This window comes from Neorhizobium sp. PAMB6630 (assembly GCF_058242775.1).
In genome coordinates this window covers 3,363,942-3,389,656 of record NZ_CM177836.1, presented here as the reverse complement: position 1 = coordinate 3,389,656, position 25,715 = coordinate 3,363,942, and the positions used below count along the sequence as shown (strand labels likewise).

The 25,715-nt window shown below is 60.8% G+C and carries 24 protein-coding genes and 2 tRNA genes; 12 read left to right on the top strand and 14 right to left on the bottom strand.

All coding sequences use genetic code 11. The features are described from left to right. Positions 1–40 precede the first annotated feature (40 nt). Positions 41–3,544: a PAS domain-containing hybrid sensor histidine kinase/response regulator gene (locus AC4CWF_RS16145; protein WP_491282649.1), complete on the bottom strand. Its 3,504-nt coding sequence runs from the start codon at positions 3,542–3,544 to the stop codon at positions 41–43. A gap of 224 nt (positions 3,545–3,768) precedes the next feature. On the opposite strand from AC4CWF_RS16145, the gene mscL reads away from it, so the two are divergent. The 3 genes from mscL to galE all read left to right on the top strand — a co-directional run bounded on the left by mscL (position 3,769) and on the right by galE (position 6,652). Continuing rightward, positions 3,769–4,194: a large conductance mechanosensitive channel protein MscL gene (gene mscL, locus AC4CWF_RS16140; RefSeq protein ID WP_491285438.1), complete on the top strand. Its 426-nt coding sequence runs from the start codon at positions 3,769–3,771 to the stop codon at positions 4,192–4,194. Between the two features lie 101 nt (positions 4,195–4,295). After that, positions 4,296–5,462 (top strand): pyridoxal phosphate-dependent aminotransferase, encoded by a 1,167-nt coding sequence (locus AC4CWF_RS16135; protein WP_491282648.1) that lies wholly within the window; start codon positions 4,296–4,298, stop codon positions 5,460–5,462. Between the two features lie 158 nt (positions 5,463–5,620). Then, on the top strand, positions 5,621–6,652 hold the full coding sequence (gene galE, locus AC4CWF_RS16130) for a UDP-glucose 4-epimerase GalE (protein WP_491282647.1): 1,032 nt from the start codon (positions 5,621–5,623) through the stop codon (positions 6,650–6,652). A gap of 97 nt (positions 6,653–6,749) precedes the next feature. Here the strand turns inward: galE and AC4CWF_RS16125 are convergent, their stop codons facing one another. Continuing rightward, positions 6,750–7,223, bottom strand: coding sequence for a chemotaxis protein CheW (locus tag AC4CWF_RS16125; protein ID WP_491282646.1), 474 nt, complete (start codon positions 7,221–7,223; stop codon positions 6,750–6,752). 427 nt (positions 7,224–7,650) lie between these two features. Here AC4CWF_RS16125 and AC4CWF_RS16120 point away from each other — a divergent pair, with 427 nt between their 5' ends. From AC4CWF_RS16120 to AC4CWF_RS16105, 4 genes are read left to right on the top strand one after another with little or no spacing between them, the layout of a single operon-like run. Continuing rightward, a complete protein-coding gene (locus AC4CWF_RS16120; RefSeq protein ID WP_491282645.1) occupies positions 7,651–8,796 on the top strand; it encodes an extracellular solute-binding protein in 1,146 nt (381 codons plus the stop codon). Continuing rightward, the gene (locus tag AC4CWF_RS16115) at positions 8,796–9,689 is read left to right on the top strand and encodes an ABC transporter permease (RefSeq protein WP_491285436.1); all 894 of its coding nucleotides are present in this window, start codon (positions 8,796–8,798) and stop codon (positions 9,687–9,689) included. Before AC4CWF_RS16120 ends, AC4CWF_RS16115 begins: the two co-directional genes overlap by 1 nt. After that, entirely contained in the window at positions 9,686–10,522 is an 837-nt protein-coding gene (locus AC4CWF_RS16110) for an ABC transporter permease (protein ID WP_491282644.1), read from the top strand. Before AC4CWF_RS16115 ends, AC4CWF_RS16110 begins: the two co-directional genes overlap by 4 nt. A 31-nt stretch (positions 10,523–10,553) precedes the next feature. After that, the gene (locus tag AC4CWF_RS16105) at positions 10,554–11,642 is read left to right on the top strand and encodes an ABC transporter ATP-binding protein (protein ID WP_491282643.1); all 1,089 of its coding nucleotides are present in this window, start codon (positions 10,554–10,556) and stop codon (positions 11,640–11,642) included. A gap of 131 nt (positions 11,643–11,773) precedes the next feature. Here the strand turns inward: AC4CWF_RS16105 and AC4CWF_RS16100 are convergent, their stop codons facing one another. The 11 genes from AC4CWF_RS16100 to AC4CWF_RS16050 all read right to left on the bottom strand — a co-directional run bounded on the left by AC4CWF_RS16100 (position 11,774) and on the right by AC4CWF_RS16050 (position 18,983). After that, positions 11,774–12,601 carry an inositol monophosphatase family protein gene (locus tag AC4CWF_RS16100; RefSeq protein ID WP_491282642.1) on the bottom strand — a complete coding sequence of 276 codons (828 nt, stop codon included), beginning with the start codon at positions 12,599–12,601 and terminating at the stop codon, positions 11,774–11,776. Between the two features lie 155 nt (positions 12,602–12,756). Next, positions 12,757–12,832: transfer RNA gene (locus tag AC4CWF_RS16095), tRNA-Phe, on the bottom strand. 225 nt (positions 12,833–13,057) lie between these two features. Beyond that, positions 13,058–13,267 carry a DNA gyrase inhibitor YacG gene (gene yacG / locus AC4CWF_RS16090; protein ID WP_491282641.1) on the bottom strand — a complete coding sequence of 70 codons (210 nt, stop codon included), beginning with the start codon at positions 13,265–13,267 and terminating at the stop codon, positions 13,058–13,060. Positions 13,268–13,276: 9 nt separating this feature from the next. Next, the gene (locus AC4CWF_RS16085; protein WP_491282640.1) at positions 13,277–13,897 is read right to left on the bottom strand and encodes a Maf-like protein; all 621 of its coding nucleotides are present in this window, start codon (positions 13,895–13,897) and stop codon (positions 13,277–13,279) included. Between the two features lie 38 nt (positions 13,898–13,935). Further along, positions 13,936–14,154 (bottom strand): translation initiation factor IF-1, encoded by a 219-nt coding sequence (infA, locus tag AC4CWF_RS16080; RefSeq protein WP_007759621.1) that lies wholly within the window; start codon positions 14,152–14,154, stop codon positions 13,936–13,938. Positions 14,155–14,420: 266 nt separating this feature from the next. Next, a complete protein-coding gene (locus tag AC4CWF_RS16075) occupies positions 14,421–14,900 on the bottom strand; it encodes an arsenate-mycothiol transferase ArsC (RefSeq protein ID WP_491282639.1) in 480 nt (159 codons plus the stop codon). Between the two features lies 1 nt (position 14,901). Beyond that, complete coding sequence (locus AC4CWF_RS16070) at positions 14,902–15,375, bottom strand: UPF0262 family protein (RefSeq protein WP_491282638.1); 474 nt, start codon at positions 15,373–15,375, stop codon at positions 14,902–14,904. Positions 15,376–15,378: 3 nt separating this feature from the next. Further along, positions 15,379–16,677 (bottom strand): histidinol dehydrogenase, encoded by a 1,299-nt coding sequence (gene hisD / locus AC4CWF_RS16065; RefSeq protein WP_491282637.1) that lies wholly within the window; start codon positions 16,675–16,677, stop codon positions 15,379–15,381. A 129-nt stretch (positions 16,678–16,806) separates the two neighbouring features. Further along, the gene (locus AC4CWF_RS16060; RefSeq protein WP_491285434.1) at positions 16,807–17,238 is read right to left on the bottom strand and encodes a DUF2948 family protein; all 432 of its coding nucleotides are present in this window, start codon (positions 17,236–17,238) and stop codon (positions 16,807–16,809) included. A 106-nt stretch (positions 17,239–17,344) separates the two neighbouring features. Next, positions 17,345–18,637 carry a UDP-N-acetylglucosamine 1-carboxyvinyltransferase gene (gene murA, locus AC4CWF_RS16055; protein ID WP_491282636.1) on the bottom strand — a complete coding sequence of 431 codons (1,293 nt, stop codon included), beginning with the start codon at positions 18,635–18,637 and terminating at the stop codon, positions 17,345–17,347. Between the two features lie 145 nt (positions 18,638–18,782). After that, the gene (locus AC4CWF_RS16050) at positions 18,783–18,983 is read right to left on the bottom strand and encodes a hypothetical protein (RefSeq protein ID WP_491282635.1); all 201 of its coding nucleotides are present in this window, start codon (positions 18,981–18,983) and stop codon (positions 18,783–18,785) included. Between the two features lie 151 nt (positions 18,984–19,134). Here AC4CWF_RS16050 and AC4CWF_RS16045 point away from each other — a divergent pair. The 5 genes from AC4CWF_RS16045 (at position 19,135) to AC4CWF_RS16025 (ending at position 24,998) form a co-directional block, all read left to right on the top strand. Continuing rightward, positions 19,135–19,209: transfer RNA gene (locus AC4CWF_RS16045), tRNA-Thr, on the top strand. Positions 19,210–19,564: 355 nt separating this feature from the next. Continuing rightward, complete coding sequence (locus tag AC4CWF_RS16040; RefSeq protein ID WP_491285431.1) at positions 19,565–19,927, top strand: hypothetical protein; 363 nt, start codon at positions 19,565–19,567, stop codon at positions 19,925–19,927. 480 nt (positions 19,928–20,407) lie between these two features. Next, entirely contained in the window at positions 20,408–21,598 is a 1,191-nt protein-coding gene (gene fdhA, locus AC4CWF_RS16035; RefSeq protein ID WP_491282633.1) for a formaldehyde dehydrogenase, glutathione-independent, read from the top strand. A gap of 363 nt (positions 21,599–21,961) precedes the next feature. After that, a complete protein-coding gene (locus AC4CWF_RS16030) occupies positions 21,962–22,987 on the top strand; it encodes a hydroxyacid dehydrogenase (RefSeq protein WP_491282632.1) in 1,026 nt (341 codons plus the stop codon). A gap of 631 nt (positions 22,988–23,618) precedes the next feature. Next, the gene (locus AC4CWF_RS16025) at positions 23,619–24,998 is read left to right on the top strand and encodes an enoyl ACP reductase FabMG family protein (RefSeq protein WP_491282631.1); all 1,380 of its coding nucleotides are present in this window, start codon (positions 23,619–23,621) and stop codon (positions 24,996–24,998) included. A gap of 152 nt (positions 24,999–25,150) precedes the next feature. Here AC4CWF_RS16025 and AC4CWF_RS16020 read toward each other — a convergent pair whose 3' ends face one another. Beyond that, the gene (locus AC4CWF_RS16020) at positions 25,151–25,693 is read right to left on the bottom strand and encodes a chemotaxis protein CheD (RefSeq protein WP_491282630.1); all 543 of its coding nucleotides are present in this window, start codon (positions 25,691–25,693) and stop codon (positions 25,151–25,153) included. Positions 25,694–25,715 lie beyond the last annotated feature (22 nt).

Sequence of the window (25,715 nt, the reverse complement as noted above, 5' to 3'; positions counted from 1 at the left end):
AAATGAATGGTAAGGCGAGGGGCAAGCCTGCGGCGGATACCTATTCGGCAGCGGCCCGGCGAATGGCAGCCGCCTGGGTGACATAGGCGCGCAGTGCTGCCGGCTTCACCGGTTTGTGCTGCAGGCTGAGCCCGTATTTTTCCGCCTCCGCCCGCACATCCTGGCTGCGGTCGGCAGTCAGCAGCAGGCCGGGCACAGCGCCGCCGATAAGCGTTCGAAGCTTCAGGATTGCCTCGATCCCGGTGCCGTCATCCAGATGATAATCGGCAATCACCACGTCCGGGCTTGCCCCTGGGTTCTCCAGCAGGTGGTCGATGGCATCAAGCGAACCGGCGCTCGTGACTGTGCATCCCCAACCGGACAGCAGCAGCGCCATACCCTCGAGGATTTTGGGTTCGTTGTCGATGCACAGCACCTTCAGGCCCGACAGCGGCTGCGGCAGCGGCTGGGCGCCGCCATTCACGCCAAGGCTTCGCGGGCGGGCGAGATCACGGGGAACCTTGACTCTAAAAATCGTGCCGCGCCCCGGCGTCGAGGCAAGCTCGACCGGATGGGAGAGGACGCGCGAAATGCGGTCAACGATCGAGAGACCAAGACCGAGGCCAGCTGCCGTGCGCGCGCCCTCGTCCAGCCGGGCAAACTCCTTGAACACCGTCTTGAACTTGGAGGAGGGGATGCCGATGCCGGAATCCACCACTTCGATCACCACGTCGCGCCCGCGTCGGCGCGCACCCACCAGCACCTTGCCGCTGATCGTATATTTGATGGCGTTGGAGACAAGGTTCTGCACCAGCCGGCGCAGCAGGTTGGGGTCGGTGCGAACGTTGAGGGATGTCCGCATGACGCGGAACTTGAGCTTTTTTTCGCGGGCAATCGGCGCAAAGTCAGTCTCTATGCGCCGCAGCAGGTCATCCAGCGAGACGGAGGTGACGCGCGGTTTCATCGCGCCCGTATCGAGCCTCGAAATATCCAGGACGGCGCCGAGAATGCTTTCCACCGATTCAAGCGCCGAATCGATGTTGCGCACCATGGCACTGTTTTCCGACTGACCAAGCCGCTCGACCAGCGAAGAGGAATAAAGGCGCGCCGCATTCAGCGGCTGCAAAATGTCGTGGCCTGCAGCGGCAAAAAACCGCGTCTTGCCAAGGTTTGCCTCCTCGGCGGAGGCGCGCGCTTCCGCCAGTTCCCGGTTGACGCGTGTCAGTTCGGCGGTGCGTTCCTCCACCCGCTGTTCCAGCGTTTCGTTGGCCTGCCGCAGTGCTTGTGCTGCCGCCACGCGGTCGGTCATGTCGGTAAAGGTGGCGACGATGCCATCATCCGGCATGGCGTTGGAGCGCACTTCAATGATGCGTTCGCCGCCACGTAGCACCAGCGAGAACGGCGTATCCAGCGCCTTGATGCGCCCCATCACCGTTGCCCCGTGCTCGGCCGAGATGTCGGCGCGGTCGGTGAGGATGCCGACGATGTCGCTCAGCGGATAACCGACCTGCCCCACCTGTTCGGGAAGATCGAGCAGCGTGCGGAAGCGGCGGTTCCAAATCGCCAGCCGGTCGGAACTGTCGAACACCGCCACGCCCTGGTCCATCTGGGAGAGCGCCGTCTGCAGCATGTCCTGATTATATTGCAGCGCCTCGCTCGCCTGATCGAGCAGCCAGGCGGTATCGGAGCTGGTATCCTCTGCCTTCTGCAGGATGAGCGACAGTACGAGGCGGGCAGAGGAGGAGCCGATGGCGCTGCCCAGCAGCTGCTCGGAAAAATGGATGAAGGCCATATCTGCGGCCTCCTTGTCGGCAATGCGACGGCCGGCGGTGCGCTCGTAATGGGCAAAGGAACGTAACATGCGTTCCTCGCCGAGATAGCGGGCGATGGCGGCCTTCAGATCGCCGACGCTGACGCGGGTTTTCCAGCCGCGCGTGGCAAATTGCGAGCGCAAGTGACGCTTGACGAAAATGCCCGCCTGGATGCGCTCCATCGGGCGCGGATTGCGAGACAGCGAGCCAATCACGAAGGCGACGCTGTTTAGGATGAGGCTGAGCAGGACGGCGTTGACCAGCGGATCGGCATCCGGTCCTGAAAACAGGGTCGTGCCGGGCACGATGAAATCCAGCACGGTTGCTGCCAGCGCCGAATTATCCGGCCCGCCAAGGCTTGGCACAAACAGAAGATAGGCCCAGGCGAGGAAGCCCAGGCACATGCCGACGATGGCGCCGCGTGCATTGGCCCGCCGCCAGAAGAGACCACCGAACAGCGCTGGCGCCATCTGCGCAATGGCGGCGAAGGCCAGAAGTCCGATCGAGGCGAGGCCGGTGCCGGAATCGGCGGTCCGATAATAACCGTAACCCAGCATCAGCACCCCGAAAATGGCGGTGCGGCGGATGCGCAGCAGGTGTTTTGCAAAATCCGCCCGGTGGCCGCCCGAGGTCATCAGCTTGCGGCGCAGGAAGATCGGCATGACAATGTCATTGGAGATCATGATCGACAGCGCCACCGAGGCGACGATGACCATGGCGGTGGCTGCCGAAAAACCGCCGATGAAGGTGATCAGCGTGACAAACGCCATTTCCTTGGAAAGTGGCAGTTGCAGCACGTAAAGATCGGCATTGCCGGCGCCGCCAAACTCGATCAGCCCGCCGACGGCGACCGGCAGCACGAAGATATTGATGGCGACGAGATAAAGCGGCAGAAGCCAGCTGGCCATTTTCAGCTCGGCGGCCGTGCGGTTTTCCACCACCGTCACATGGAACTGGCGCGGCAGCATCAGGATGGCGAAGCCGGAAAGGCCGATCAGCATCAGCCAGCGCGGCAGCGGCGTCTGGTAGGTCAGCGCCGCATTGACCAGCGCGTTGTCGGCCGCCTTCGCCCAGAGATCGGCGGGGCCGTCGAAAATCAGGAAGATCACCGAAAGCCCGATGGTGCAGAAGGCCACCAGCTTGACCACCGATTCCATGGCGACCGCCAGGATCAGCCCATCCTGATGTTCGGTCGCATCGGTGTGGCGCGTGCCGAACATGACGGCAAAACATGCCATCAGCAGGGTGACGATCAGCGCCAGATCGAGGAAATAGAGATTACCGCTGCCGATGCCGTACTGGCCGGGATCAACGATGGTGGCAACCGAATCCGACACCGCCTTCAGCTGCAGTGCGATATAGGGAATGGCGCCGACCAGCGAGATGATCGCGACGATGAGGGCAACGGTGGAATTCTTGCCGTAGCGGGCAGCAATGAAATCGGCAACCGAGGTGAGCTTTTCGGCTTTCGCCAGCTCCACGATGCGCCGGATGAGTGGCATTCCGAGCGTAAATGCAAGGATGGGGCCGATATAGATGCCGGTGAATTCCAGCCCGCGCTCCGAGGCAAGGCCGACGCCACCGAAATAGGTCCAGGAGGTGCAATAGACGGCAAGGCTGAGGGCATAAACGACAGGTCGGCCGCGTTTCGGCACGCCAAGCCGCCGGCTCCTGCGGTCTCCGTAACTTGCCACGGCAAACAGCAGCAGAATGTAGGCGCAGGCCGACAGCAATATCACCCAGCCAGGCAGCATGAACCCTCCGCACCCCTCCATGTGTGCCGGCAGGTTTTACCGGCGCCTGCAATCTACGCCAAAGCATGCGGCTTGGAAATGAAGCTGGCTGTTGGCAAAAAGTACAATAAGGGTCAGAGGCGGGCTATCGCGATGGCAGGCGCACCTTTGCATCTTTCCAGCCGGCGGATGCGCGATATATTGCCTTAATCTTTGCAAGCATCACTGAGAGGACAGCCATGTCGATGATTTCCGAATTCCGTTCCTTCATAGCCAAGGGCAATGTCATCGATCTCGCGGTCGGCATCATTATCGGCGGCGCCTTTACCGGCATCGTCACCTCACTGGTGAACGACGTGGTGATGCCCATTGTCAGCGTCGTCGTCGGCGGCATCGATTTTTCCAACTATTTCATTCCGCTCAATTCGGCGATCACCGCCGATACGCTGGCTGCGGCAAAGCAGCAGGGCGCCGTCTTTGCCTATGGCAACTTCCTCACCGTGCTGCTCAATTTCCTCATCCTCGCCTGGATCATCTTTATGATGGTGAAGGCGGTGAACCGCATCCGCATCCATGACGAGAAAAAGCCGCCGGAAGCAGCGCCTGCACCGCCGCCGGCAGATGTGCAGCTGCTGACGGAAATCCGCGATCTCCTGAAGGCGCCGCGGTAAGCACGCGTCATCCATCACCAAATTCGATCAGGCTCTCACCGAAACTCATGGGATTTCGGTAAGAGCCTGCGCTATGAGGGAAGAAGATGGAGACGTTTTGCATGAAACAGATGGAAACCTTGAGCGCGCGCGCTCTTGCCGCCCCCCAAAGCGGCATTGTCGAACTGGTAAACTATGCCCGTGGTCGCAAGGGCCTCATTCCGCTCTGGGCCGGCGAGGGCGATCTTCCGAGCCCGGCTTTCATCAATCAGGCGACGAAAGACGCGCTGGATGCCGGGGAAACCTTCTACACCTGGCAGCGCGGCCTTCCGGAATTGCGCCAAGCGCTATCGCGCTATTATGAGCGGCATTTCTCCATCTCGCTGCCGATGGAGCATTTTTTTGCCACAAGCTCCGGCATGCATGCGATCAACCTCTGTGTGCAGGCGCTGACGGCGCCGGGCGACGAGATCATCTACCTCACCCCCAGCTGGCCCAATATCGTGGCGGCCGTCGGTATTGCCGGCGCAAAACCGGTCAGCGTTCCCGTGGATTTCGTCGGCGGCGGCTGGTCGCTGGATATCGCAAAGCTTGAGGCGGCGATTACCCCGCGCACACGCGCGCTGTTCATCAACACGCCGTCGAACCCCACCGGCTGGACCGCGACCGAAGAAGACCTTAAGGCAATCCTTACGCTGGCGCGCCGCCATGGTCTTTGGATCATCGCCGACGAGATCTACGCGCTCTATTATTATAATGGCGCACGTGCGCCTTCCTTCATGGACGTGCAGACGCCTGACGACCTCATCATCTACGCCAATTCGTTCTCCAAGAACTGGTCGATGACCGGCTGGCGCGTCGGCTGGATCGTCGCACCACCGGCGATTGGCCAGGTGCTGGAAAACCTCATCCAGTATTCCAGTTCGGGGCTGACCCCCTTCATGCAGCGCGGCGCGATTGCAGCGCTCGATCAGGGCGACGATTTCCTGCGCTCCAATATCGAGCGCGCGCGCACCTCGCGTGATATCCTCTGCGACACGCTGATTGCCACCAACCGGGTGCAGACACGGAAGCCGGATGGCGCGCTCTATGCGTTCCTGAAGGTCGATGGCATCGACGATCCGCGCGCTGCCGCCTTCGACATCGTCGACAAGACGCTGGTTGGCCTTGCGCCCGGAACAGCCTTCGGTCCGGGGGGCGGCGCCTTCCTGCGTGCCTGTTTCCTGCGGGATCCGAAACAGGTCGAAGAGGCCGCCGGCCGGCTGGCGGATTACATCCTGAAGCTTTGAGGTGACGGCTTTCCGCCGATTGCTAAAACTTTAGAAGTTTCGAAAACACGCTGTTTTCCCTATTGAAAACAATGATTTCCCGGGCGTATGTTCGGTAAGTTTTACTGAACCCAGTCATGGTTCGATGCGCGCTGTTGTGTAAGCAGGAGCATCGAACCATGACAGTTCTCGTGACAGGCGGCGCAGGTTATATCGGCAGCCATATGGTGCTGGCCCTTTTGGATGCCGGGGAGGAAGTGGTCGTTCTCGACCGTCTCTCCACCGGCTTTCGCTGGGCGGTGCCGGATAAAGCGCGGTTTTATCTCGGCGATGTCGGTGATCGTGGCATGCTGGAGCGGATCTTTTCCGAAAACCGCATCGATGCGATCCTGCATTTTGCCGGCTCCATTGTCGTGCCGCAATCGGTCAAGCATCCGCTGGAATATTATGACAACAACACGTCAAAGACCGGCCAGCTTGCCGCTGCCGCCATTGCCGCCGGCATAGAGCATTTTGTGTTCTCCTCGACGGCAGCCGTTTACGGCGACCAGCCAGATGATGCGCCGGTCAAGGAAAGTGCCCCGACGCAGCCGAAAAATCCCTATGGCCAGTCCAAGCTGATGGCGGAGATGATGCTGCGCGATGCCGCCGCCGCCCACCCGTTCCGCTACGTGGCGCTGCGCTACTTCAACGTGGCGGGCGCCGATCCGCTGGGGCGCACCGGCCTTTCCACCGAGGGCGCCACGCACCTCATCAAGATCGCCTGCGAGGCAGCGCTTGGCCGGCGTGCCTCCGTCGATGTCTACGGAACGGATTACCCGACGCCGGATGGAACCGGTATTCGCGACTATATCCATGTGAGCGATCTCGTGGCCGCGCACCTGAAGGCGCTTGCGTATCTGCGCGCTGGCGGCACGTCGCTGACGGCCAATTGCGGTTATGGCCGGGGTTATTCTGTGCTGGAGGTGCTGTCTGCGGTGAAGAGGGCGGAGGATTGCGATTTTGCGGTCAACTGCGGCCCGCGGCGTCCCGGCGATGCGGGCGCTGTTATTGCCGATTCCACGCTTGCCCGTGAAATCCTTGGCTGGACACCCGTCCATGATGATCTCGACCACATCATTGGGACAGCACTTGCCTGGGAACGTGGGCTCGACGCGCCCGGAAAAGCTGGCGTGCAGGTTATCCGCCGGCGTCTTGCGGCAAGTTTCTGAGGCTGGCTTTCGCCAACGACAAAGGCGCCGGAGAAATTCGGCGCCTTTGGTATGATCGACGGTGAGGAGGATCGGGGGGATGCCGGCCTGAAAGGCCTTACGCCACCATGCCCCAGTCTTCAGCGTCATCAGTGGCAAACATGCGTTCCAGGTTAAGGAAGCAGATCATGCCGCTGTCATGGGCGATAATGCCATCGGAAAAGGCGGCGCTGGAACCGGCGGCCATCGGCACCGGCTGCAGGCGGCTTGCCGGCACGGTCATGATGTCGGACACGCGATCGACCAGCATACCCACGGTCATGCCCTTGATGTCGGTGACAACAATGGCGCTGCGTTCATTCACTTCGGTGTTCTGCATGCCGAGCTTGACGGCGAGATCGACGATCGGGATCACGGTGCCGCGCAGGTTCATCACGCCGATGACTTCGTAAGGTGCGTGCGGCAGCGGCGTGACCGGAGCCCAGCCACGGATTTCCCGGATCGAGGTCGTGCGCACGCAAAATTCCTGCGCATGCAACCGGAAGGCAATGATCTCGAGAAGTTCGTCACTGGTCGTCTGTTGCACGTTCATTGAGATAGGTCTCCCAGCTGTGGTTGCGGAGCGTCGATCGATTGCCTGACAGAATAAGGGCTAGACCATGCGCCGAACTGGAGATGTGCGAACATATGCCGCGTGTCTCGTTCCAGGCTCTTCGGGATCAAATCTCTAAAGGCCGCGCTATCATGTCGCCGCCATTCTGATGCCATGCCATCGATGCCACTCGATTCCTTGAGGATAATTCTTGTTTACTAATTAAATCTTAGGACCGCAGACAATTTCTGGGCACACGCCGAGGTGGCGTTACGCCGTCCCCGGTCGAAAAAAGCTCGCACAGCTGTGCAATGACAACGAACTGTCATGGAACGATCATCCAGCTGTCATCTGCAATTCTTAGTGTCGCCCGTGACTTTGACGCCGGCCCAGCGGGGGCCGTGCCGCCCATTTCGGAGACAGACCCATGAAAAGACGCGATTTCCTGGCGGCCGGCTCGGCCGTTGCCGCTCTGCCTGCGCTCAATTCCATCGCTTTTGCCGCAGACACGACGATCAATGTGTTCAGCGGTTCCGACAACAATATCATCGATTTCTGGAACAACACCGTGCGTCCGGCCTTCGAGAAGGCCAATCCGGGCCTCAAGCTGAAGGTGATCGATGCCGGCGACGACAATGGCCTTCGCGCCATCGCCGACCGCGCGCTTGCAGCCCTGAAGTCGAAGTCGGACCCGCAGGCGGATGTGTTTGAAAGCTTTGACGCACGCCTGCCCGTCGGCGGCATCGATGCCGGTCTCTGGGTGACCTTCTCGGCGGAAAACGTGCCGAATTTCGGCAAGATCAATCCGCGCGCCCTGGATATCCCGCAGCGTCTGCCCTACCGCGGCTCGCAGGTTCTTCTCGCCTACGACAAGACCAAGCTCGACCCGAAGGATGCGCCGAAAACCTTCGAACAGCTGGTTGCCTGGATCAAGAAGAACCCCGGCCAGTTCATCTACAACCGTCCCGACAAGGGTGGTTCCGGCGGCAATTTCGTGCGCCGCGCCATTCATGAAGTGAACGGCCGCGATCCGTCCAAATTCACCCTTGCCAACTTTTCCGCTGATTACGCCGAAAAATCGCTGACGCCGGCCTGGGCGCTGCTCAAGGATCTGGCGCCGTCGCTCTATGAAAAGGGCGCCTATACGTCTGGTAACACGCAGTCCATCCAGCTTCTGTCGCAGGGTGTCGTCACCCTGGTGCCGGTTTGGTCCGACCAGGTTCTCCAGGCAATTTCGCAGGGCGTGCTGCCGGAAACCACCGGTCTCGTGCAGCTGACAGATCTGGCGCTCTGCGGCGACTTTTCGCGCATGACCATCTTTACCAACGGCGCCAACAAGGATGCCGGCCTGAAGCTTGCAAACTTCCTGCTGTCCGGCGAAATGCAGTCCGCCATCATCACGGAAATCGGCGGTTTCCCGGGCGTCACCTGGGACAATATCTCCGCCGACCTTCGCGAAAAATACAAGGACGTCGTGCCCAATTCCATCCCGACCTTCCCGGGCGGTGACTGGAACACGGCGGTCAATGATGGCTGGTACCGCAATGTCGCAACGGGCCTCGTCCGCGGCTGATCATGGCGGATACGGCACAGATCTCCGCCCATGGCGGAACGCCGCCGGCACGGGGGAGGGGGCTTTTCGGCCTTCTCCTCGTTGCCATTCCTGTCCTGCTCGTCGGCTGGCTGATCATCTACCCGATCCTTGCCGCTATCGTCTCTACGCTGCTTGTCGATACGCCTGAGGGGTCAATTGTCAGCACCGCGTCCTACCGGTTCTTCTTTTCCGATGGCTACAGCCTTGCCAACCTGTCGCTGACGCTCTGGACAACGGCTGTCTGCGCCGTGCTGCTTCTGGTGTGCGGCCTGCCGGTAGCGCTTTACCTGCGCTTTTCCACCAGCCGTTTTGCAGCCTATGTGCAGGGGCTGGCGATCTTTCCGATGTTCGTGCCCTCGATCATCCTCTCTTATGCGCTGATCCGCACCATCGGGCCGAACGGCACGGTCGACCTGCTTTTGAACGCCGCCGGCCTGCCAAAGCTGCCGAGCCCCTACCTCACCCCCTGGGGTCCGGTGATCGGACTTGTGTGGGATAATCTTCCGCTGACGGTGCTGATGCTGACGGCCGGTCTCGGCGCCATCTCGACCAGCGCCGTGGAGGCCGCCCGCGATGTCGGTGCCGGGCCGATCCGCGTTTTTGTCCACATCATCCTGCCGCGCATGGGCAATTCCATGCTGGTCACCATCTCGTTTGCCGTGCTTGGCATCTTTTCCTCGTTCACGCTGCCTTATGTGCTCGGCCCCGCTTCGCCGGAAATGATGGGTCCGTTCATGATGCGCACCTTCAACGATCTCGCCGATCCGCTGAATGCCAAGACGCAAGCCGTCGTCTCCTTCGGCATCTGCCTGTTCTTCGGCCTGTTTTATGTCTGGTCTATTGCCCGCAACCAGGGGAGCCGCAGCCGATGACCAGTCGTTCCGCTCGCTTTGCCATCCGGTCCAGCCGTTTCGACTGGACCGGGCTGTTTTTTGCCATTGTCCTCACCCTCGTCATTGCGGTGCCGCTGCTGGTCGTTGTCACCTGGGCCTTTACCGAGGTCTGGCGTTACCCCTCTGTCATTCCCCAGCAGTTCGGTCTGCGATACTGGCAGCAGACCCTGGTGCGCGCCGATGTCTGGGATGCGCTTTGGATCAGCATCCGGCTGTCGGCGACGGTCACGCTGCTCTCGGCGATCATCTGCCTGCCGGCGGCCTATGCCTTTGCGCGGATGAAATTTCCCGGTCGCGACATCTTTTTCCTGTCGTTTCTGGCCTCGCATGCCTTTCCGAAATTCGGCCTTCTGGTGGCGATTGCCGCGATCTTCCTGAAGCTCGATCTCATCGCCACCTTCTGGGGCGTCGTGCTGATCCAGCTTGTCGGCACGCTGATGTTGATGATCTGGATCCCCGTGGCGGCCTTCCAGGCGGTGGATCGGCGCATGGAAGAGGCGGCGCGTGATGTGGGAGCAAGTCCGCTTCGCGTGTTCTGGTCGATCACGCTTCCGCAGGCGGGCCCGACCATCTTTGCCGCCGTGCTTTTGACCTTCGTCGCCACGTTTTACGAAACCGAGGGCGCCTGGCTGATCGGCGCGCCGCAGATCCGCACCATGCCGGTGCTGATGATCAGCTACATCAACAACCAGATCGTCGTGCAGTATGGCGCGGTGTTGTCGGTCATCCTCTGGGTGCCCTCCTTCATCGCCCTGATGTTTGCCCGCCGGGTGGTCAGCAATGGCGGTTTCGCCAAGGGTTTTGGCGCCTGAGGGCGCCTTCGAGACGGAAAGTGAAACGACAATGGCCAAACTGACCATCGAACACCTGCGCAAGAGCTTTGGCGCAACCGCCGCCGTCGATGATTTTTCGCTGCATGTGGAAGACGGCGAACTCGTCTGCCTGCTCGGGCCGTCGGGCTCTGGAAAATCCACCATCCTGCGCATGATCGGCGGCTTCGAACATCCGACCTCAGGCACGCTTTACATTGACGGACAGGACGTGACGCGGCTGCCGCCGGAGCGGCGCCCGACCGGCATGATGTTCCAGAGCCACGCGCTGTGGAGCCACATGAATGTGTTCAACAATATCGCCTTCGGGCTGAAGCTACGCCGCCTGCCGCGGGCAGAAATCCGCCGCAAGGTAGAGGAGGCGCTGGAACTGGTCGGTCTTGCCGGTTATGGCCCGCGCCAGACGTTCCAGCTCTCCGGCGGCCAGCAGCAGCGCGTGGCGCTTGCCCGTTCGCTGGTGCTGGAGCCAAAAATCCTGCTGCTCGACGAGCCTTTTGCAAGCCTTGACCAGCACCTGCGTGAACGCTTGCGCGAAGAAGTGCGCGAGATCCAGCAGCGGCTTGGCATCACCACGCTCTTCGTCACTCACGGGCAGGACGAGGCGCTGGCCATGGCAGACCGCATCGTGGTGCTGCGCAACGGCCAGTGCGAGCAGGTGGATGCGCCTGATGTCGTCTACCGCCAGCCGCAGACGGAATTCGTGGCAGGCTTCATCGGCTCCATGAACTTTTTGCGCGCCAATGTGGAAGGCGGCCGGTTCCGCCACGGCGATCTCTCCATCGCGCTCAATGTGGCCGATGGTCCGGCAGTGCTTGCCATCCGCCCGGAAGATCTCGGCCTTGCGGAGGCAGAGGGCGAGGCGGGTGCCACCGTTCTGCGCTCCACCGATTTCGGCAGCCACATCATGGTGGATCTGGAAAGCGAAGGCGGGGCTCGTGTGAAGGCAATGACCAGCCCGGCTCTGCGCTTTGAAAAAGGTGCTCGTGCCAGACTGTCGCCAACCATCTACGGCGTCTACCGCGACAACCGCCTGATCGCGTCTGGCCGTTTGGCCGCCGCGCCGGTTGCGTGCCGGGCAGACCGTGCGGTGGAAACGGCCTGATCGTACCGTGATAGGGAGCGGCCGGCCGCTTCCCGCTTTCTCGTCAGTCATGACTTTTGAGATATGACAGCGCCCGCGCATCCTCTTCCAGAGATGCGCGGGCGCTGAACGTTTTGCAGGATCGGCGCAATTTACCCGGCAAAGCCTTCCATCAGCCACGCATGCAGCGCGCCGTTGGAGGCCAGGATATCGCCATGGGCGCCGATGGGAGCTCCGGTAAAGCCGGTCACACGCCCGCCGGCCTCCTCGATCAGAAGCTTGGACGCGCCGTAATCGTGCAGCGAGAGGCCGTCCTCGAAAAAGCCGTCCAGCCGGCCGCAGGCGACATAGGCCAGCGACAGCGAGGCAGAGCCCAGACGGCGCACGCCCGAAGTCTCTGCCATCAGGCGCCTCAGCGCCGCGTGATAGGTCTCCTCATCCGTGCTCTTCACCTGGCCGGGGATCGGCAAGCCGGCGCCAATCAGCGCATCCTCGGGCACGGCCACAGGCCGGCACGACAGCCGTTCGCCGTTGAGATAAGCGCCCATTCCGCGTTCGGCACAGAACAACTCGTTCTGCATCGTGTCCAGCACCACACCACAGGTGAGGATGCCGTCCTCGACGATGGCAATCGTCATGCCGAAATGCGGGATGCCCCAGGCGTAATTGGTTGTGCCATCGATGGGGTCAATATAGATGCGCGGCGCACCTTCGCCGGCCTCATGATTGCCCACCGCCTCTTCGCCGGTAATGGCGTGATCAGGAAAGTGTTCACGCATGCGCTTGACGATGAGTTCCTCGACGGCCACGTCGATCTCGGTCTGGTAATCGCGCGCAGCTTTCGCCACCATTTCATCGGCATAACGCCGTTTTAGGGAGCGGCGGGCAAGATCACCCGCTTCAAGGGCAGCGGCTGCCATCAGCATCAGGCGTTCGGAAGCATTGTCGGGAAGGCGAGGGGAAATGTCGGGGGAAAACATGGCATGTCTTTGCATGATCGAGCGCCGAAACGGCGGCCGGAGGGACTGAGGATAACACCAGACACTCGCCGATTTGTGCGACAGATGTGTGAACATCGTGCCTGCGGCTTACGGAAAATCGTTCAAAACGAAACACTTAGGGTGTGAAGAAGAAGTGGTGCCCGGAGGCGGATTTGAACCACCGACACGCGGATTTTCAATCCGCTGCTCTACCAACTGAGCTATCCGGGCATCTCGGCTTTTTCTCAAAGCCTGCCGGCTTCTCTCGAAACCGCCGGGGCATTTCCCCGGGAGCGAGCGGGGTTATAACATCTTGTTCGGGCATGGCAAGCGCGGTTTCGAACTTTTTTGACGGCTGTGTGAAAAACTTTGCGAAGTCTTTGTAAAGGCTCGCAAAAAGCCGGCGGCCAAGGGGCGGCCCAGGGGCTGAAAAGAGGCTGGCCAGAGGTTTTCCGGTCAGTCGTCGAAAGGCTCGGCCTTGGTTTCGTCCTCGCTGACAGGGATGGCGTAAGAGCCGTTCAGCCAGCGCGAAAGGTCAAGCGTGCGGCAGCGATCCGAGCAGAACGGGTAGTGCTCGCGGTGGCTTTGCTTGCCGCACTCCGGGCACGGCCGTGCCTTGCGCAAGGGCGCAACCTTGGCGCCCTGGGGGATGGGTTCGGATGTCATGTCTGTTTTCTAGCCTTCTGCCCAATGCGTTGCGACGTCGAAACCTTCGCCGTTCAGCAGCAGGGTCGTCTCGTAGAGCGGTAGCCCGACGACATTGGTGTAGGAGCCGACAAGCTTCTGGACAAAACTTGCCGCGATGCCCTGGATGGCGTAGGCGCCGGCCTTGCCACGCCACTGGTCCGAAGCGAGATAGGCCTCGATCTCGCGCATCGAAAGCCGCTTGAAGCGCACTTTCGTTTCCACCACCTTCTGGCGGAACTGGCCGCCGGGGGTGACGAGGCAGATGCCCGTATAGACATGGTGCCCCCGGCCCGAGAGCAGGTTGAGCGCAGACGATGCCTCGTCCATATATTCGGTCTTCGGCAGGATGCGCCGCCCGACGGCAACAACCGTATCGGCAGAGAGAATATAGCTGTGGTTCCAGGCCACATCGCCGCGGATCGCCAAAAGCGAGGCCTCCGCCTTTTCCGTGGACAGGCGGCGGGCGAGCGACCGGGGATGTTCGGATTTCTTCGGCGTCTCGTCGATATCCATCGGCATCAGGCGCGCCGGCTTGATCCCCACCTGGTTGAGAAGATCAAGGCGTCGCGGCGAGCCGGAGGCCAGGATGAGCTTTTGGTCCAGAACCATGGGGTTTCCTGCGAAGGCGCGCCGTGCGGGCGAAACGCTTATTTGAAGCGGTAGGTGATACGGCCCTTGGTCAGGTCGTACGGGGTCATTTCCACAAGCACCTTGTCGCCGGCGAGAACGCGGATACGGTTCTTGCGCATGCGCCCTGCGGTGTGGGCAATGATTTCGTGTTCGTTTTCGAGCTTCACGCGGAATGTTGCATTGGGCAGCAGTTCCGTTACGATGCCCGGGAATTCGAGGACTTCTTCTTTAGCCATCTAGAGCTTGTCTTCCTGTTTTTGGGATGCATGTGGCCGGAAAATGGCCGCAGCTTGAAAATTGCGCGGAAACTACACGTTCCCCGCCCGTTTGTGAACCTAGCATCTGCGCTTATCTCCGGCGCGGTGTCGTGAGCCGTTGTTGCGCGCCCGCGTGAGGTTTCGCCATTGCTTGGGCGCCGCTTTAGCACTTCGGCTGCGGGATGGAAACAGCAGGCCTTCTGGCTGTTCGGACGTGTCAGGCCGCCGGTTTTACACCGCCTGCTTTACAAGGTTTGTAGCCCCTGCACGTTGGGGCGCACGAAGCGCTCCTCGATGCGGCGCGACAGGTCGTCGCGCACACCGCGATAGGCGTCCAGCACCTGGTCGCGCGTTCCGGTTTCCACAGTCGGGTCGAATGTCGGCCAGTAGACCACTTCCACCGATTGTGCGCGTGTCTGTTCCAGCGCCCGGTGATGGGCTTCGGGAGAGAGCGTCACGATCACATCGAAAAAATCGTCTTCCAGTTCCTCCAGCCGGCGTGGCTGGTGGCGCGGCAGAGAAAGGCCTACTTCGCGCAGGACCACATCAACGAAAGGATCCGGCTCGCCGGCCCTGACACCGGCCGATTGCACATAGATATCGGGTGGCAGCAGCCGTTTTGCAATCACCTCGGCCATAGGCGAGCGGATGGCGTTCATGCCGCACATGAAGAGAACGGCGCCCGGCTTTGCAATCCTTGTGTCAAAGGCCGGGGGCTCAGCCATGTCATCCCCGCCAGTAGAGCACGCAGACAAGGGTGAACAGCCGGCGGGCGGTGTCGAAATCGAGGTCAATCTTGCCCATCAGGCGGTCCCGCAGGGTGTCCGATCCATCATTGTGCAGGCCGCGCCGGCCCATGTCGATGGCTTCGATCTGCGAGGGGGTGGAGGTGCGGATCGCCTCGTAATAGCTTTCGCAGATCATGAAGTAATCCTTGATGATCCGGCGAAAGGGGGTGAGCGACAGGATGTGGGTCGCCACCGCCTCATCGCTTTTCGTGGTGATGGTGAAGACGAGCTTCTGTTCCACCAGCGAAATGTTGAGACGGTAGGGGCCGCCCGCGTGACCGACCGGCTCGAAGCGGTTCTCCTCAATCAGGTCGAAGATCGCAACCGCCCGCTCATGCTCGACATCCGGCGTCGACCGGCCGATGCTGTCGTCCAGCACCACGTCGAACAGCCGGAAATCGGGCTCGGCCATGGCTCATCCCTCTCGATTAAGCCGGATGGCGACCGATCGGGCATGGGCATCGAGGCCTTCGGAATGGGCAAGGGTGATGGCAGCCGGCCCGAGTGCCCGCAACTGATCAGGCCCGAGCCTCAGGATCGAGGTGCGCTTGACAAAATCCAGCACCGAAAGGCCCGAGGAAAAACGGGCAGACCGCGCCGTCGGCAGCACGTGGTTGGAGCCGCCGACATAATCGCCGATCACTTCTGGCGTATGGCGGCCGATGAAGATGGCGCCGGCATTGCGGATGCCGGGCAGAAGCGCATCCGGATCGGCGACGGCCAGTTCCAGATGTTCGGCGGCAATGCGGTTGGCCAGCGGCAGCGCGTCGCCCAAGGTCTTGACCAGAATGATGGCGCCAAAATCCCGCCAGCTGGCAGCGGCCGTCTCTGCGCGCGACAGGGTTTTCAGCTGGCGCTCGACGGCCGTTTCGACGGCCTTGGCCAGCGAGGGATCGGTGGTGATGAGGATGGATTGGGCGCCGGCATCATGCTCGGCCTGGGCCAGGAGGTCGGCGGCCAGCCAATCCGGATCGTTTTCGCCATCGGCAATCACAAGCACTTCGGACGGCCCAGCAATCATGTCGATGCCGACGGTGCCGAAGACATGGCGCTTGGCCGCGGCCACATAGGCATTGCCGGGGCCGACGATCTTGTAGACCGGGGCGATGCTTTCCGTGCCATAGGCCAGCGCTGCCACCGCCTGCGCGCCGCCGATGCGGTAGATTTCCGAAACGCCGGCAATTTTTGCGGCCACCAGTACCGCCGGGTTGATCTCGCCGCCGGAGGCCGGGCAGACCATCACCACGCGCTCGACACCGGCAACGCGGGCCGGCACGGCATTCATCAGCACCGAACTGGGATAGCTTGCCGTGCCGCCCGGCACGTAAAGGCCAACCGCCTCGATGGCCGTCCAGCGCGAGCCAAGGCCGACGCCCTGGGCATCTTCATAGATGTCGTCCTTCGGCATCTGGCGGGCATGGTGGCGTTCGATGCGTTCGGCAGCCAGCTGAAGCGCGGCGATCACCTCGGGATCCACCTTGGCATGCGCCGCCTCGATTTCGGCGTCCGTCACCCGCAGGCCAACCTCTGCAAGGTCCACCCGGTCAAAACGCCTGGAATAATCGATCAGCGCTGCGTCGCCATGCGCCCGCACATCCTCGATGATCGCACGCACAACGGCATTCACATCTTCCGAGACTTCGCGCTTCGTCGTCAGGAAGGCGGAAAACCGCGCTTCGAAATCGGCAGATGCCTGCTCAAGCCAGATTGCCACGTCCACTTAACCCCTCACACTGCAGACAGGCAGCGGAAAAGCCCGCAGCCCGTCCTTCACTCTTACCTTGCCGCCCGCGTCTCGTCCCCGCATCCGCTTTGGCATCTGTTCCGAAAGACTGCGTCCGCGTCAATCGTGCTTCGGCAGGTTTTCGGTTCCCCAGGCGCCGCCGGTATCGGCAAGCTGCGCTTCGATGCATTCCACATCAAGGCTGATGGCAGCGCCACCGGCCAGCGTCAGCTCGATCGTGCCGTCCGGCCCGTCGCCCTTCTGGTCGAAACGCAGGGCCAGAAGCGAATAGACCTGATCTTCATGATGCCGGTCAACGCCGAGCGCGCGCACGGCCAGGACCCGCTTGAACGTGACGGCGGCGCGGCGACGCTCATAACCCTTTGCGCCGCGGGCCGCCGCTTCCCAGACGAACCGGTTCACCACCAGCGAAAAATGTCCGCGCTTCTGGCTCCACTCGATGTCGCTTGCCTTGAAAACGCTGTCCTGCATATGGGCGGACACGATCTTCAGGTCCTCGTCATCCAGCGCCAGCAGCTTCAGCTCGGTCATCTTTGCCATCCCATCTCCCCGGCCGCGCAGCACGCGCTGCGGCCTTGTCTGTCAGGTTCTGGAGATAGGATGGCAGGGGCCGATAAGCAACAGGCAGAGGCGACAGTTACTCGCTGACGCGCTCTACGATGGCGCCGCAGCGGGTGAGCTTTTCTTCCAGCCGCTCGAAACCGCGATCCAGATGGTAGACGCGGTTGACCACGGTCTCGCCTTCGGCGGCAAGGCCGGCAATCACCAGCGACACCGAGGCGCGCAGATCCGTTGCCATGACAGGCGCACCCTTAAGGCGCGAAACACCCTCCACGCGGGCCATCTGGCCTGACAGCGAGATGCGCGCCCCAAGGCGGGCGAGTTCCTGCACATGCATGAAGCGGTTTTCGAAAATGGTTTCCGTGATGTGGGAGACACCGGAGGAACGCGTCATCAGCGCCATGAACTGCGCCTGCAGGTCTGTCGGAAAACCCGGGAAAGGTTCGGTCACCACGTCGACCGGCAGGATGCGGTCGCCATTGCGCACGATGCGCAGGCCAGTGTCTGTCACCGTGATTTCGGCGCCGGTCTGGCGCAGCGTATCAAGCGCCGTTTCCAGAAGCGAGGCGTCGGTGCCTTCCAGCGTCACGTCGCCGCCGGTCATGGCAACGGCCATGGCATAGGTGCCCGTCTCGATCCGGTCCGGCAGAACCCGGTGGCGGGCGCCGGAGAGGGAGGTGACACCCTCGATGGTGATTGTTTTTGTGCCGGCGCCGGAAATTCTGGCGCCCATGGCGTTAAGGCAATTGGCGAGATCCACCACTTCCGGTTCGCGCGCGGCGTTTTCGATCACCGTCGTGCCATTGGCAAGCGTTGCCGCCATCAGCATCACATGGGTTGCGCCGACGGACACTTTTGAAAAGCGGTAACGCGCGCCGACAAGGCCGCCCTTCGGGGCAGTGGCGTTGACATAACCCCCATCGATCTCGATTTCCGCACCAAGGGCTGAGAGTGCTTCGAGAAACAGGTCGACCGGGCGCGTGCCGATGGCGCAGCCGCCGGGCAGCGACACACGAGCGCGGCCTTCGCGCGCCAGAAGCGGGCCGATGACCCAGAAGCTGGCGCGCATCTTCGATACCAACTCATAAGGGGCGGTGGTTTCGGCAATGGTTCGGCAGGTGAAATGGATCGTGCGCGAGTAATCGTTTTCCTGGCGCTCGCGGCGGCCGTTGACGGCAATGTCGACGCCATGATTGCCCAGAATCCGCATCAGGTTTTCGACGTCTGCGAGATGCGGCACGTTTTCCAGGGTCAGCGTATCACTTGTCAGAAGCGACGCGATCATCAGGGGCAGGGCGGCATTTTTGGCGCCAGAGATGGGGATGATGCCACGCAGCGCATTGCCGCCGGTGATTCTGATGCGATCCATATGACTGACAACGGGCGTTTCAGCCCGCCCTTCCTGAGTGTGGCGCGAAAGCCTGATAGTGGCGCGAAAGATTGCGTCCTTAGACGAAATCCGCGCGGTCTTCAATGAAACGATTGCACACGCCAGGCGTGCGATTGGCCGCCGGTCAATCCTCGGTCTTATGCGCGTCTGCCGCCGGAAGGCCTTCCGTCACGTCCTCTTCGCCGGCCCGGCGCGCCCGCGCCTGCTGCTTGCGCCGCGCGAGGTTCTCACGCAGCTTCAACGCCGCGCGCGCCTTGCGCCGCTCCGCCTCGCTCGGCTGGCGTGCCGGCAGATCCTGTCTTTCCGATTCGTCTGATGCGGTCATGGCCTCTCCATAACCGAAACCTTGAAAAACCCAAAGAGCCACAGGCAATCCAATGCTTTTGTCGCCGAAGTGGAATTTGCGGCTTGCACTCCCCGCAAAGCTATGGCAATAGCCCGCTCACCGCACCGATGACACGACTGACGGTGCAGATGCTGCTATAGCTCAGGGGTAGAGCACTCCCTTGGTAAGGGAGAGGCCGAGAGTTCAAATCTCTCTAGCAGCACCATTCCATCCCATTGAAATCGTTGAAGCCCTTGCATTCCAAGGGATCGATATGTCGATGGTTTGTTCACGGACGTGGTTTGATGAAGTGACAGCGAGCATTCGGGGCACGCCTCGACCACACTGCCGGTGGCGGATTCAAAGTTTGCAGCCCGCCAAGCTCTCGCTATGAGACAGCCCGTGCCACGAGGCTATTGATTTCCAGTTTTCTCGAAATGCCGGCCCGGTTCGTTGATGGTTTGGAGAACTGCGGGGCGTTTGATGGCTCGTTTCGTATCTGCATTGCCTCTTACAGCAGAAGCGCTACAATCGCTGCGTTGAAGGACGGATAGCTTTGGGAGGAGCGATACGTGAGACGCATGTGGCCAGACGAATATGCATTTCTGTTGGATGAGGCAGAAGAGGTTCACCTTCAGATTCCGCCGATGGTTGACGAGAATGGGTCAACCGGAAAGGCGATATCCAGGAAGGCTTTGAAAGCGCGCATCAGCCAGCAGGATTTCGAGAAAATCTGGCCTCTTGCCGAGGCTCGCTATCGGCTTGATGGACGGTTTTCGGGCAAAGCCATTACGCTGGTTACCAACAACCCCCACTATCAGAATTGGCATCCCTCAGACGGTGGCAGCGTCGAGAGCACATCCGATAGCGGTCGACCCTATACGACGCGTTATGTGATCGTGCATTTTCTCCTGGACGATGTCCGTGAGACTGTAGAGGTTTAAGCCGACACTGTCGGTTCTTGCCATGCGCTGGATCAGCGATGCCGTCGAGCGTCCAGTGCCAGGACAATCCCTGGTAGCCCTGCGGGGGCATCCTGCGCGTGGCCTTCAACATCGTTTGGAGCGTGCGATGGCGGCAGCCGGAAGGTCCCGGGACGCTGTCACGCTGATGTGCGCTGGCATGGAGGAACCCGAACCGCGAGTTTCGACCACAAAGTTGATGGGAGAGGTGGTCGCGACAGCCGAGGCACCGGTTCGGCCCCTTCGGAAATAGCCGTTCGTCGCCATTTCGTCTCTGCATGTCGTTGTCGCGGCAGTCGAACAGTGATGTTGATGATCTGCTGATGGGGCCAAGATGCATTGTCTGTTCGGCATGATCTTTCCGAGGAGGGAAAGATTTTGAACACGGCAGAACTGCCGAGTTCAAAGAGCCGCCAGGCGAGAAGTTGCAGCTTCTCATCAAAACCCAGAGGAGGAATGGGAATGAGCAGGAACAGAGGTGTAGTGTATTTGCGGCCGGGCAAGGTCGAGGTGAGAGATATCGACGACCCCAAGCTTGAGGCACCCAACGGTCGTCGGATTGAGCATGGCGTGATCCTGAAGGTCATTTCCACCAATATCTGCGGGTCCGACCAGCATATGGTGCGTGGTCGCACGACAGCCTTGCCGGGTCTTGTTCTGGGCCATGAAATTACCGGTGAGGTCATCGAAAAAGGCATCGACGTCGAAATGCTGGACATTGGCGACATCGTCTCCGTGCCCTTCAACGTCGCGTGTGGCCGCTGCCGCTGCTGCAAGTCGCAGGATACCGGCGTCTGCCTGACCGTCAATCCGTCACGCGCGGGCGGGGCCTATGGGTATGTTGACATGGGCGGCTGGATCGGCGGCCAAGCCCGTTACGTCACTGTTCCCTACGCCGATTTCAACCTGCTGAAGTTTCCGGATCGCGACAGGGCGCTCTCGAAGATCCGCGATCTGACAATGTTGTCCGACATCCTGCCGACGGGTTTTCACGGGGCGGTGAAGGCGGGGGTCGGTGTCGGATCGACGGTCTATGTCGCAGGCGCCGGTCCGGTCGGTCTCGCAGCCGCCGCGTCAGCCCGCATTCTTGGTGCGGCAGTCGTGATGATCGGTGATTTCAACAAGGATCGCCTTGCCCATGCCGCCAGGGTCGGCTTTGAGCCGATCGATCTGTCGAAAAGCGACCGGCTGGGCGACATGATCGCTGAGGTCATCGGGACCGATGAGGTCGATAGCGCCATTGATGCGGTCGGTTTCGAAGCGCGCGGACATTCGGGTGGCGAGCAGCCGGCCATTGTTCTGAACCAGATGATGGAGATCACCCGTGCGGCGGGCTCGATCGGCATTCCGGGCCTCTATGTTACGGAAGATCCCGGTGCGGTCGATGACGCCGCCAAAATTGGCAGTCTGTCTCTTCGACTGGGTCTCGGCTGGGCGAAGGCCCAGTCCTTCCACACCGGCCAGACGCCCGTGCTGAAATACAATCGTCAGCTCATGCAAGCCATCCTTCACGACCGGCTGCCGATCGCCGACATCGTCAACGCAAAGATCATCTCGCTTGATGATGCCGCTGAGGGCTATGAAAGCTTTGACCAGGGGGCAGCGGTCAAATACGTGCTGGACCCCCATGGAGACCTGACGAAGGCCGCCTGATCTGCTCTCACAGCGTTCGGCCCGCGCTGTCCTTGCTCCGCCCCACCCACGAGGCCGGACAAGGGCAGCCGGTTCGGCTGCGCTATCATCCTAACGATTGGGCGTTTCTGACCTTCAAAAAGGGCGGTTTTCTGGTCACTGCGGGGGCGTTCCCTCAGGATGAGGCGAGCGCGTATGCCGTTAGCCTCGTCGAGACCCTGAAAATGGTGGCGGCCTGGAAGGTGCGGACGGCAAGCCGGCTTCAGTCCCGGCGGGCGGGCGAGGGCTTTTATGACCGTCACTGCCCAGGAAGCTGAAGCCCGCCCGGCGATACGCTTTTCGCGCCAAGCTTCTGCCAAGCTGCGATTCTCGAGGGAGGAAACAATGAGCCGCAACATCATTCTGGTCGATCCACTGCCCAGAACACTCGATCTGATCATGGAACCGGCGGTGAGGGCGCGGCTCGAGGCGCTGGGGGAGGTGATCGTGTCGGAAGATCGTCCCATGCCCGCAGAAGAGGTCGAGCGGTATCTTCCCGAGACGGTGCTCATTTTCGGCCAGACGGACATGCCGAGGGTGCGTCTGGACAGGGCGCCGAGACTAAAAGCCATCATCAACGTCGAATCGAATTTCCTGCCCAACATCGACTATCAGGCCTGCGTCGAGCGCGGGATATGGGTGATCACGCCGGCCTCGGCCTTCGCTTCCCCGGTGGCGGAGGCGTCTCTGGCCATGGCGCTGGACCTTGCCCGTGGGATCACTGCGGCGGATCGCGACTTTCGCCAGGGCGTCGAGCGGTATGGCCTCGAAGGCAATGCAAACACCTTCCGTTTTGCCGGGGCCCCCGTCGGGATCATCGGCTTCGGTGACCTCGGCCGTGAGTTTCGCGAACTCATTCGCCCGTTCAAGAACAAGGTCCGCGTGTTCGATCCCTGGCTTCCCGATGAGATTGTCGAACGCCTGGATTGCCAGCCCTCGACGCTGGAGGACCTCTTGCGCGAAAGCCAGGTGGTCTTCGTCTTTGCAAGTGTCACCAGCGAGAACCAGGGGTTCATCGGGAGACGCGAATTTGCCATGATGAAGCCGGGGGCGGCCTTCCTGCTGATGAGCCGCGCCGCCGTCGTCGACTTCCCGGCGATGATCGAAGCTGCCGGTTCCGGCCACATCAAGGTGGCAACGGATGTGTTTCCGGACGAACCTGTCGCTGCCGATGATCCCGTCCGTAAAGCCTCCGGCATTCTGCTCTCGGCGCACAGGACAGGTGGCACGCGGGATGCCTTCTATGCCTTGGGCTCGATGGCCGTCGCTGATGCCGAACTCATCATGAAGGGCCTGCCGCCACGCCTCTGCCGGCGCGCTGATCCTGCAACGGCCAGCATGTTGAGGTCGAAGCCCGTGACCGTGTCTTGATGACGTAGCCGCGTCTCTTCCCGATCGCGATCATGGTAACCAGGCTTCATGCGGGTCACGAGGGCGCAGAAGGTCGCGAGCGCAGGGCGCTACGCCTTGCGGGTCACAGTGCGAGGCCGCACATCAGAGACGATGACGCGGGGTTGCGGCCTGCGGGTGTCATATGGGTGTCCAGACGGAAAAGGCCGTGCTCGAATGGACGGGGCAAAAGCTGATGCCCGCCCTGTTGCAGAAATCGTTTCCGCTTTGTGCTTTCAAGTGGGTCGCTCTTGCCACCCGCGTTCGTTCCTGGAAGCTGTCGGTCTGCTTTCGAGCTGTCAGGTCCGGAACGCGGCCGAATAGGTGGCTTCGACAATAATAGAACACGCCAATCTTGAGCCTCGGACAGTGCCAATAACCTCGCAAGCATCCGCGGGACGAGCGTTTCCAGTGACCGTGTTTCGGTATCGGCGCGCCGGTCTCCAACTGCCTCGAGATTTCGCCGCATTGGAGGAACAGCAGAGACCTTCATCACACTTTAAAATGAATGGTCACGGAAAATGAGTTCCCATTCTGTGCCAGTGCGGTCATGTCTCTTTGAAAGCTCGTATGGGCCATTGCTCGACGACACACGAATCAAAGAGCTGTCAGCATGGAAAATCCGGTTGCACTGAATCGTCTCTCCGAAAACACAGTGTTCCGTAAAGGCGATGTGTTCGTACTCTTCGGCGAATTGTTCGGCCGCGGATACGCCACCGGCTTGCTCGAGGAAGCCAGGCGGGCAGGAATGGAGATTGTGGGGATCACTGTCGGGCGGCGCGACGAGAAAAACGCGCTGCGGCCGCTCAACGCCGAGGAACTCTCCTCGGCGGAGGCCCAGCTGGGCGGCAGGATCATCAACATACCTCTTATGGCGGGTTTCGATCTCGATGCGCCCGAAGGCGGCCCAACTCCGACCGACCTCCTGGCAAAGATGACGCTTGAGAGCTGGGAACACGACAAGCTCGACTGGGACTATATCGAGCAATGCCGCGACATCGCCACGGTGCGTTTTACGCAGTCGCTTTCAGAAGTCATGACCGTTCTTGACGGAATGATCGCCGCTGGCCGCAATGTCTTCTTCGCCCATACAATGGCCGGGGGCATCCCGAAGGCGAAGGTATTCCTGGTCGTCGCCAATCGAATCTACAAGGGGACCGGAACCCGCCACATGTCGTCGCAGACCCTGATCGACAGTGACTTGGGCAAACTCATCCTGCAGAATTTTGACGACGTCTCCGCAAATACCTTTCGCCATCTCATCGATTTCAGCGCGGCGATCCGCGAGCGCGTGGAAGCTTCGGGCGGTCAGGTGCGATATACGGCCTATGGTTACCACGGATCGGCGGTCCTCATTGACGGTCGCTATCGTTGGCAGACCTACACCAACTACACCCAGGGTTATGCGAAAATGCGGCTCGAAGGCATTGCTGAGGACGCCTGGGCGACAGGGATCAAGGCAACTGTATATAACTGCCCCGAAATCCGGACCAATTCGTCCGATGTGTTCACGGGTATCGAGCTGCCCCTGATACCGCTGCTGCTTGCGTTGAAGAAAGAAAATGGTGGCCCATGGGCAGACGAGCAGTGGCAGGCCTGCCAGCAGCTTCTGTCAGATGGCTTCACCATGGAGGATGTGTTCCAGAAGATCACAGACATGCAGGCCAGCGAGGTCATGCGTCCGTTCTATGACTTTTCGGCATGGCCCATGGCAAACAGCCAGGCACAGGCCGATTTGACCATCGGCACGTCCAACGAGATCACCCAGATGCATCGCAATAGCAAGGTGATGATCAGCGACCTCCTGAGCGGTCTCGTTGTGAAGGCAACGGGGCAGCTGATTTTTGGAGAATCTTCAGAACCCTCCGGTCCCGTCCTGTGGCTCAACCACGATATCGTGGCGCGGCGACTGAATGCTTCCCACCCGCACTCGAAGTCTCCCGCGCCGCCGATCGCGCAAGGAATGGAATCCTCGCTCCCAGAGATGGCGTGAGGGCTTCCCCGCTTCGCTTGGACGCTGGCATCGTAACGTTAAAGGGCCTGCATGAGAGGAAGCGGCGCGCGCCAGCTTTGGCCGCAGCCCTTTAACGTTACGATGCCAGCGGGACACGATCCTGATTGGGCGAGGGTCTTAAGAACGCACCCTTAAAATGGAAAAACTCTTTTAAGTTCGATGATCTTGGAGCTTTCTGCTTTTGCAGAATTCAAAGGCGTATATTTCACCCGTCCTGACACGGGGTGAAAGTCAAGCTTACAGCCAGAACACCCGCCAAAGCGTGCTTCAGAGACTGGAATTCCCCTCTCAGCAAGGAAAGCCATCGCAAAGTTAGAGTTTCGCTCACCGACGTTGTAATAGGAATTACACGGACTGGCACCGCCAAAAACCTTGGCTTCCAATCGACGAGCATGCGCACCTCTCTCAAGCAAAGCATCAATCAGCGCCTTCATGAGATGAAGCCCATAGCGCGCCCGATCACCGCCCACCGGCGCGCCACTTTGCGTATTGGGTTCCGGCAGAACAAAATGGTTCATCCCGCCAATGCCCAGTTTAGGATCGCGAATGCAGGCCGCAACACAAGAGCCGAGCACGGTGGTGATCACCGCATTGGGGTCGTCTAGCACCAGATATTCGCCTTGGGAGATCGAAACACGCCTGAGAACACCGAGGTAATTCGCGTGACTATTCATATCGACATTCAGTCCAGAATTT

What these genes read in the sequence shown, in the direction of transcription:
- AC4CWF_RS16145 (WP_491282649.1), bottom strand. Translation starts at nt 3,544, where the DNA reads ATGCTGCCTGGCTGGGTGATATTGCTGTCGGCCTGCGCCTACATTCTG.
- mscL (WP_491285438.1), top strand. Translation starts at nt 3,769, where the DNA reads ATGATTTCCGAATTCCGTTCCTTCATAGCCAAGGGCAATGTCATCGAT.
- AC4CWF_RS16135 (WP_491282648.1), top strand. Translation starts at nt 4,296, where the DNA reads ATGAAACAGATGGAAACCTTGAGCGCGCGCGCTCTTGCCGCCCCCCAA.
- galE (WP_491282647.1), top strand. Translation starts at nt 5,621, where the DNA reads ATGACAGTTCTCGTGACAGGCGGCGCAGGTTATATCGGCAGCCATATG.
- AC4CWF_RS16125 (WP_491282646.1), bottom strand. Translation starts at nt 7,223, where the DNA reads ATGAACGTGCAACAGACGACCAGTGACGAACTTCTCGAGATCATTGCC.
- AC4CWF_RS16120 (WP_491282645.1), top strand. Translation starts at nt 7,651, where the DNA reads ATGAAAAGACGCGATTTCCTGGCGGCCGGCTCGGCCGTTGCCGCTCTG.
- AC4CWF_RS16110 (WP_491282644.1), top strand. Translation starts at nt 9,686, where the DNA reads ATGACCAGTCGTTCCGCTCGCTTTGCCATCCGGTCCAGCCGTTTCGAC.
- AC4CWF_RS16105 (WP_491282643.1), top strand. Translation starts at nt 10,554, where the DNA reads ATGGCCAAACTGACCATCGAACACCTGCGCAAGAGCTTTGGCGCAACC.
- AC4CWF_RS16100 (WP_491282642.1), bottom strand. Translation starts at nt 12,601, where the DNA reads ATGTTTTCCCCCGACATTTCCCCTCGCCTTCCCGACAATGCTTCCGAA.
- yacG (WP_491282641.1), bottom strand. Translation starts at nt 13,267, where the DNA reads ATGACATCCGAACCCATCCCCCAGGGCGCCAAGGTTGCGCCCTTGCGC.
- AC4CWF_RS16085 (WP_491282640.1), bottom strand. Translation starts at nt 13,897, where the DNA reads ATGGTTCTGGACCAAAAGCTCATCCTGGCCTCCGGCTCGCCGCGACGC.
- infA (WP_007759621.1), bottom strand. Translation starts at nt 14,154, where the DNA reads ATGGCTAAAGAAGAAGTCCTCGAATTCCCGGGCATCGTAACGGAACTG.
- AC4CWF_RS16075 (WP_491282639.1), bottom strand. Translation starts at nt 14,900, where the DNA reads ATGGCTGAGCCCCCGGCCTTTGACACAAGGATTGCAAAGCCGGGCGCC.
- AC4CWF_RS16070 (WP_491282638.1), bottom strand. Translation starts at nt 15,375, where the DNA reads ATGGCCGAGCCCGATTTCCGGCTGTTCGACGTGGTGCTGGACGACAGC.
- AC4CWF_RS16060 (WP_491285434.1), bottom strand. Translation starts at nt 17,238, where the DNA reads ATGACCGAGCTGAAGCTGCTGGCGCTGGATGACGAGGACCTGAAGATC.
- murA (WP_491282636.1), bottom strand. Translation starts at nt 18,637, where the DNA reads ATGGATCGCATCAGAATCACCGGCGGCAATGCGCTGCGTGGCATCATC.
- AC4CWF_RS16050 (WP_491282635.1), bottom strand. Translation starts at nt 18,983, where the DNA reads ATGACCGCATCAGACGAATCGGAAAGACAGGATCTGCCGGCACGCCAG.
- AC4CWF_RS16040 (WP_491285431.1), top strand. Translation starts at nt 19,565, where the DNA reads ATGTGGCCAGACGAATATGCATTTCTGTTGGATGAGGCAGAAGAGGTT.
- fdhA (WP_491282633.1), top strand. Translation starts at nt 20,408, where the DNA reads ATGAGCAGGAACAGAGGTGTAGTGTATTTGCGGCCGGGCAAGGTCGAG.
- AC4CWF_RS16030 (WP_491282632.1), top strand. Translation starts at nt 21,962, where the DNA reads ATGAGCCGCAACATCATTCTGGTCGATCCACTGCCCAGAACACTCGAT.
- AC4CWF_RS16025 (WP_491282631.1), top strand. Translation starts at nt 23,619, where the DNA reads ATGGAAAATCCGGTTGCACTGAATCGTCTCTCCGAAAACACAGTGTTC.
- AC4CWF_RS16020 (WP_491282630.1), bottom strand. Translation starts at nt 25,693, where the DNA reads ATGAATAGTCACGCGAATTACCTCGGTGTTCTCAGGCGTGTTTCGATC.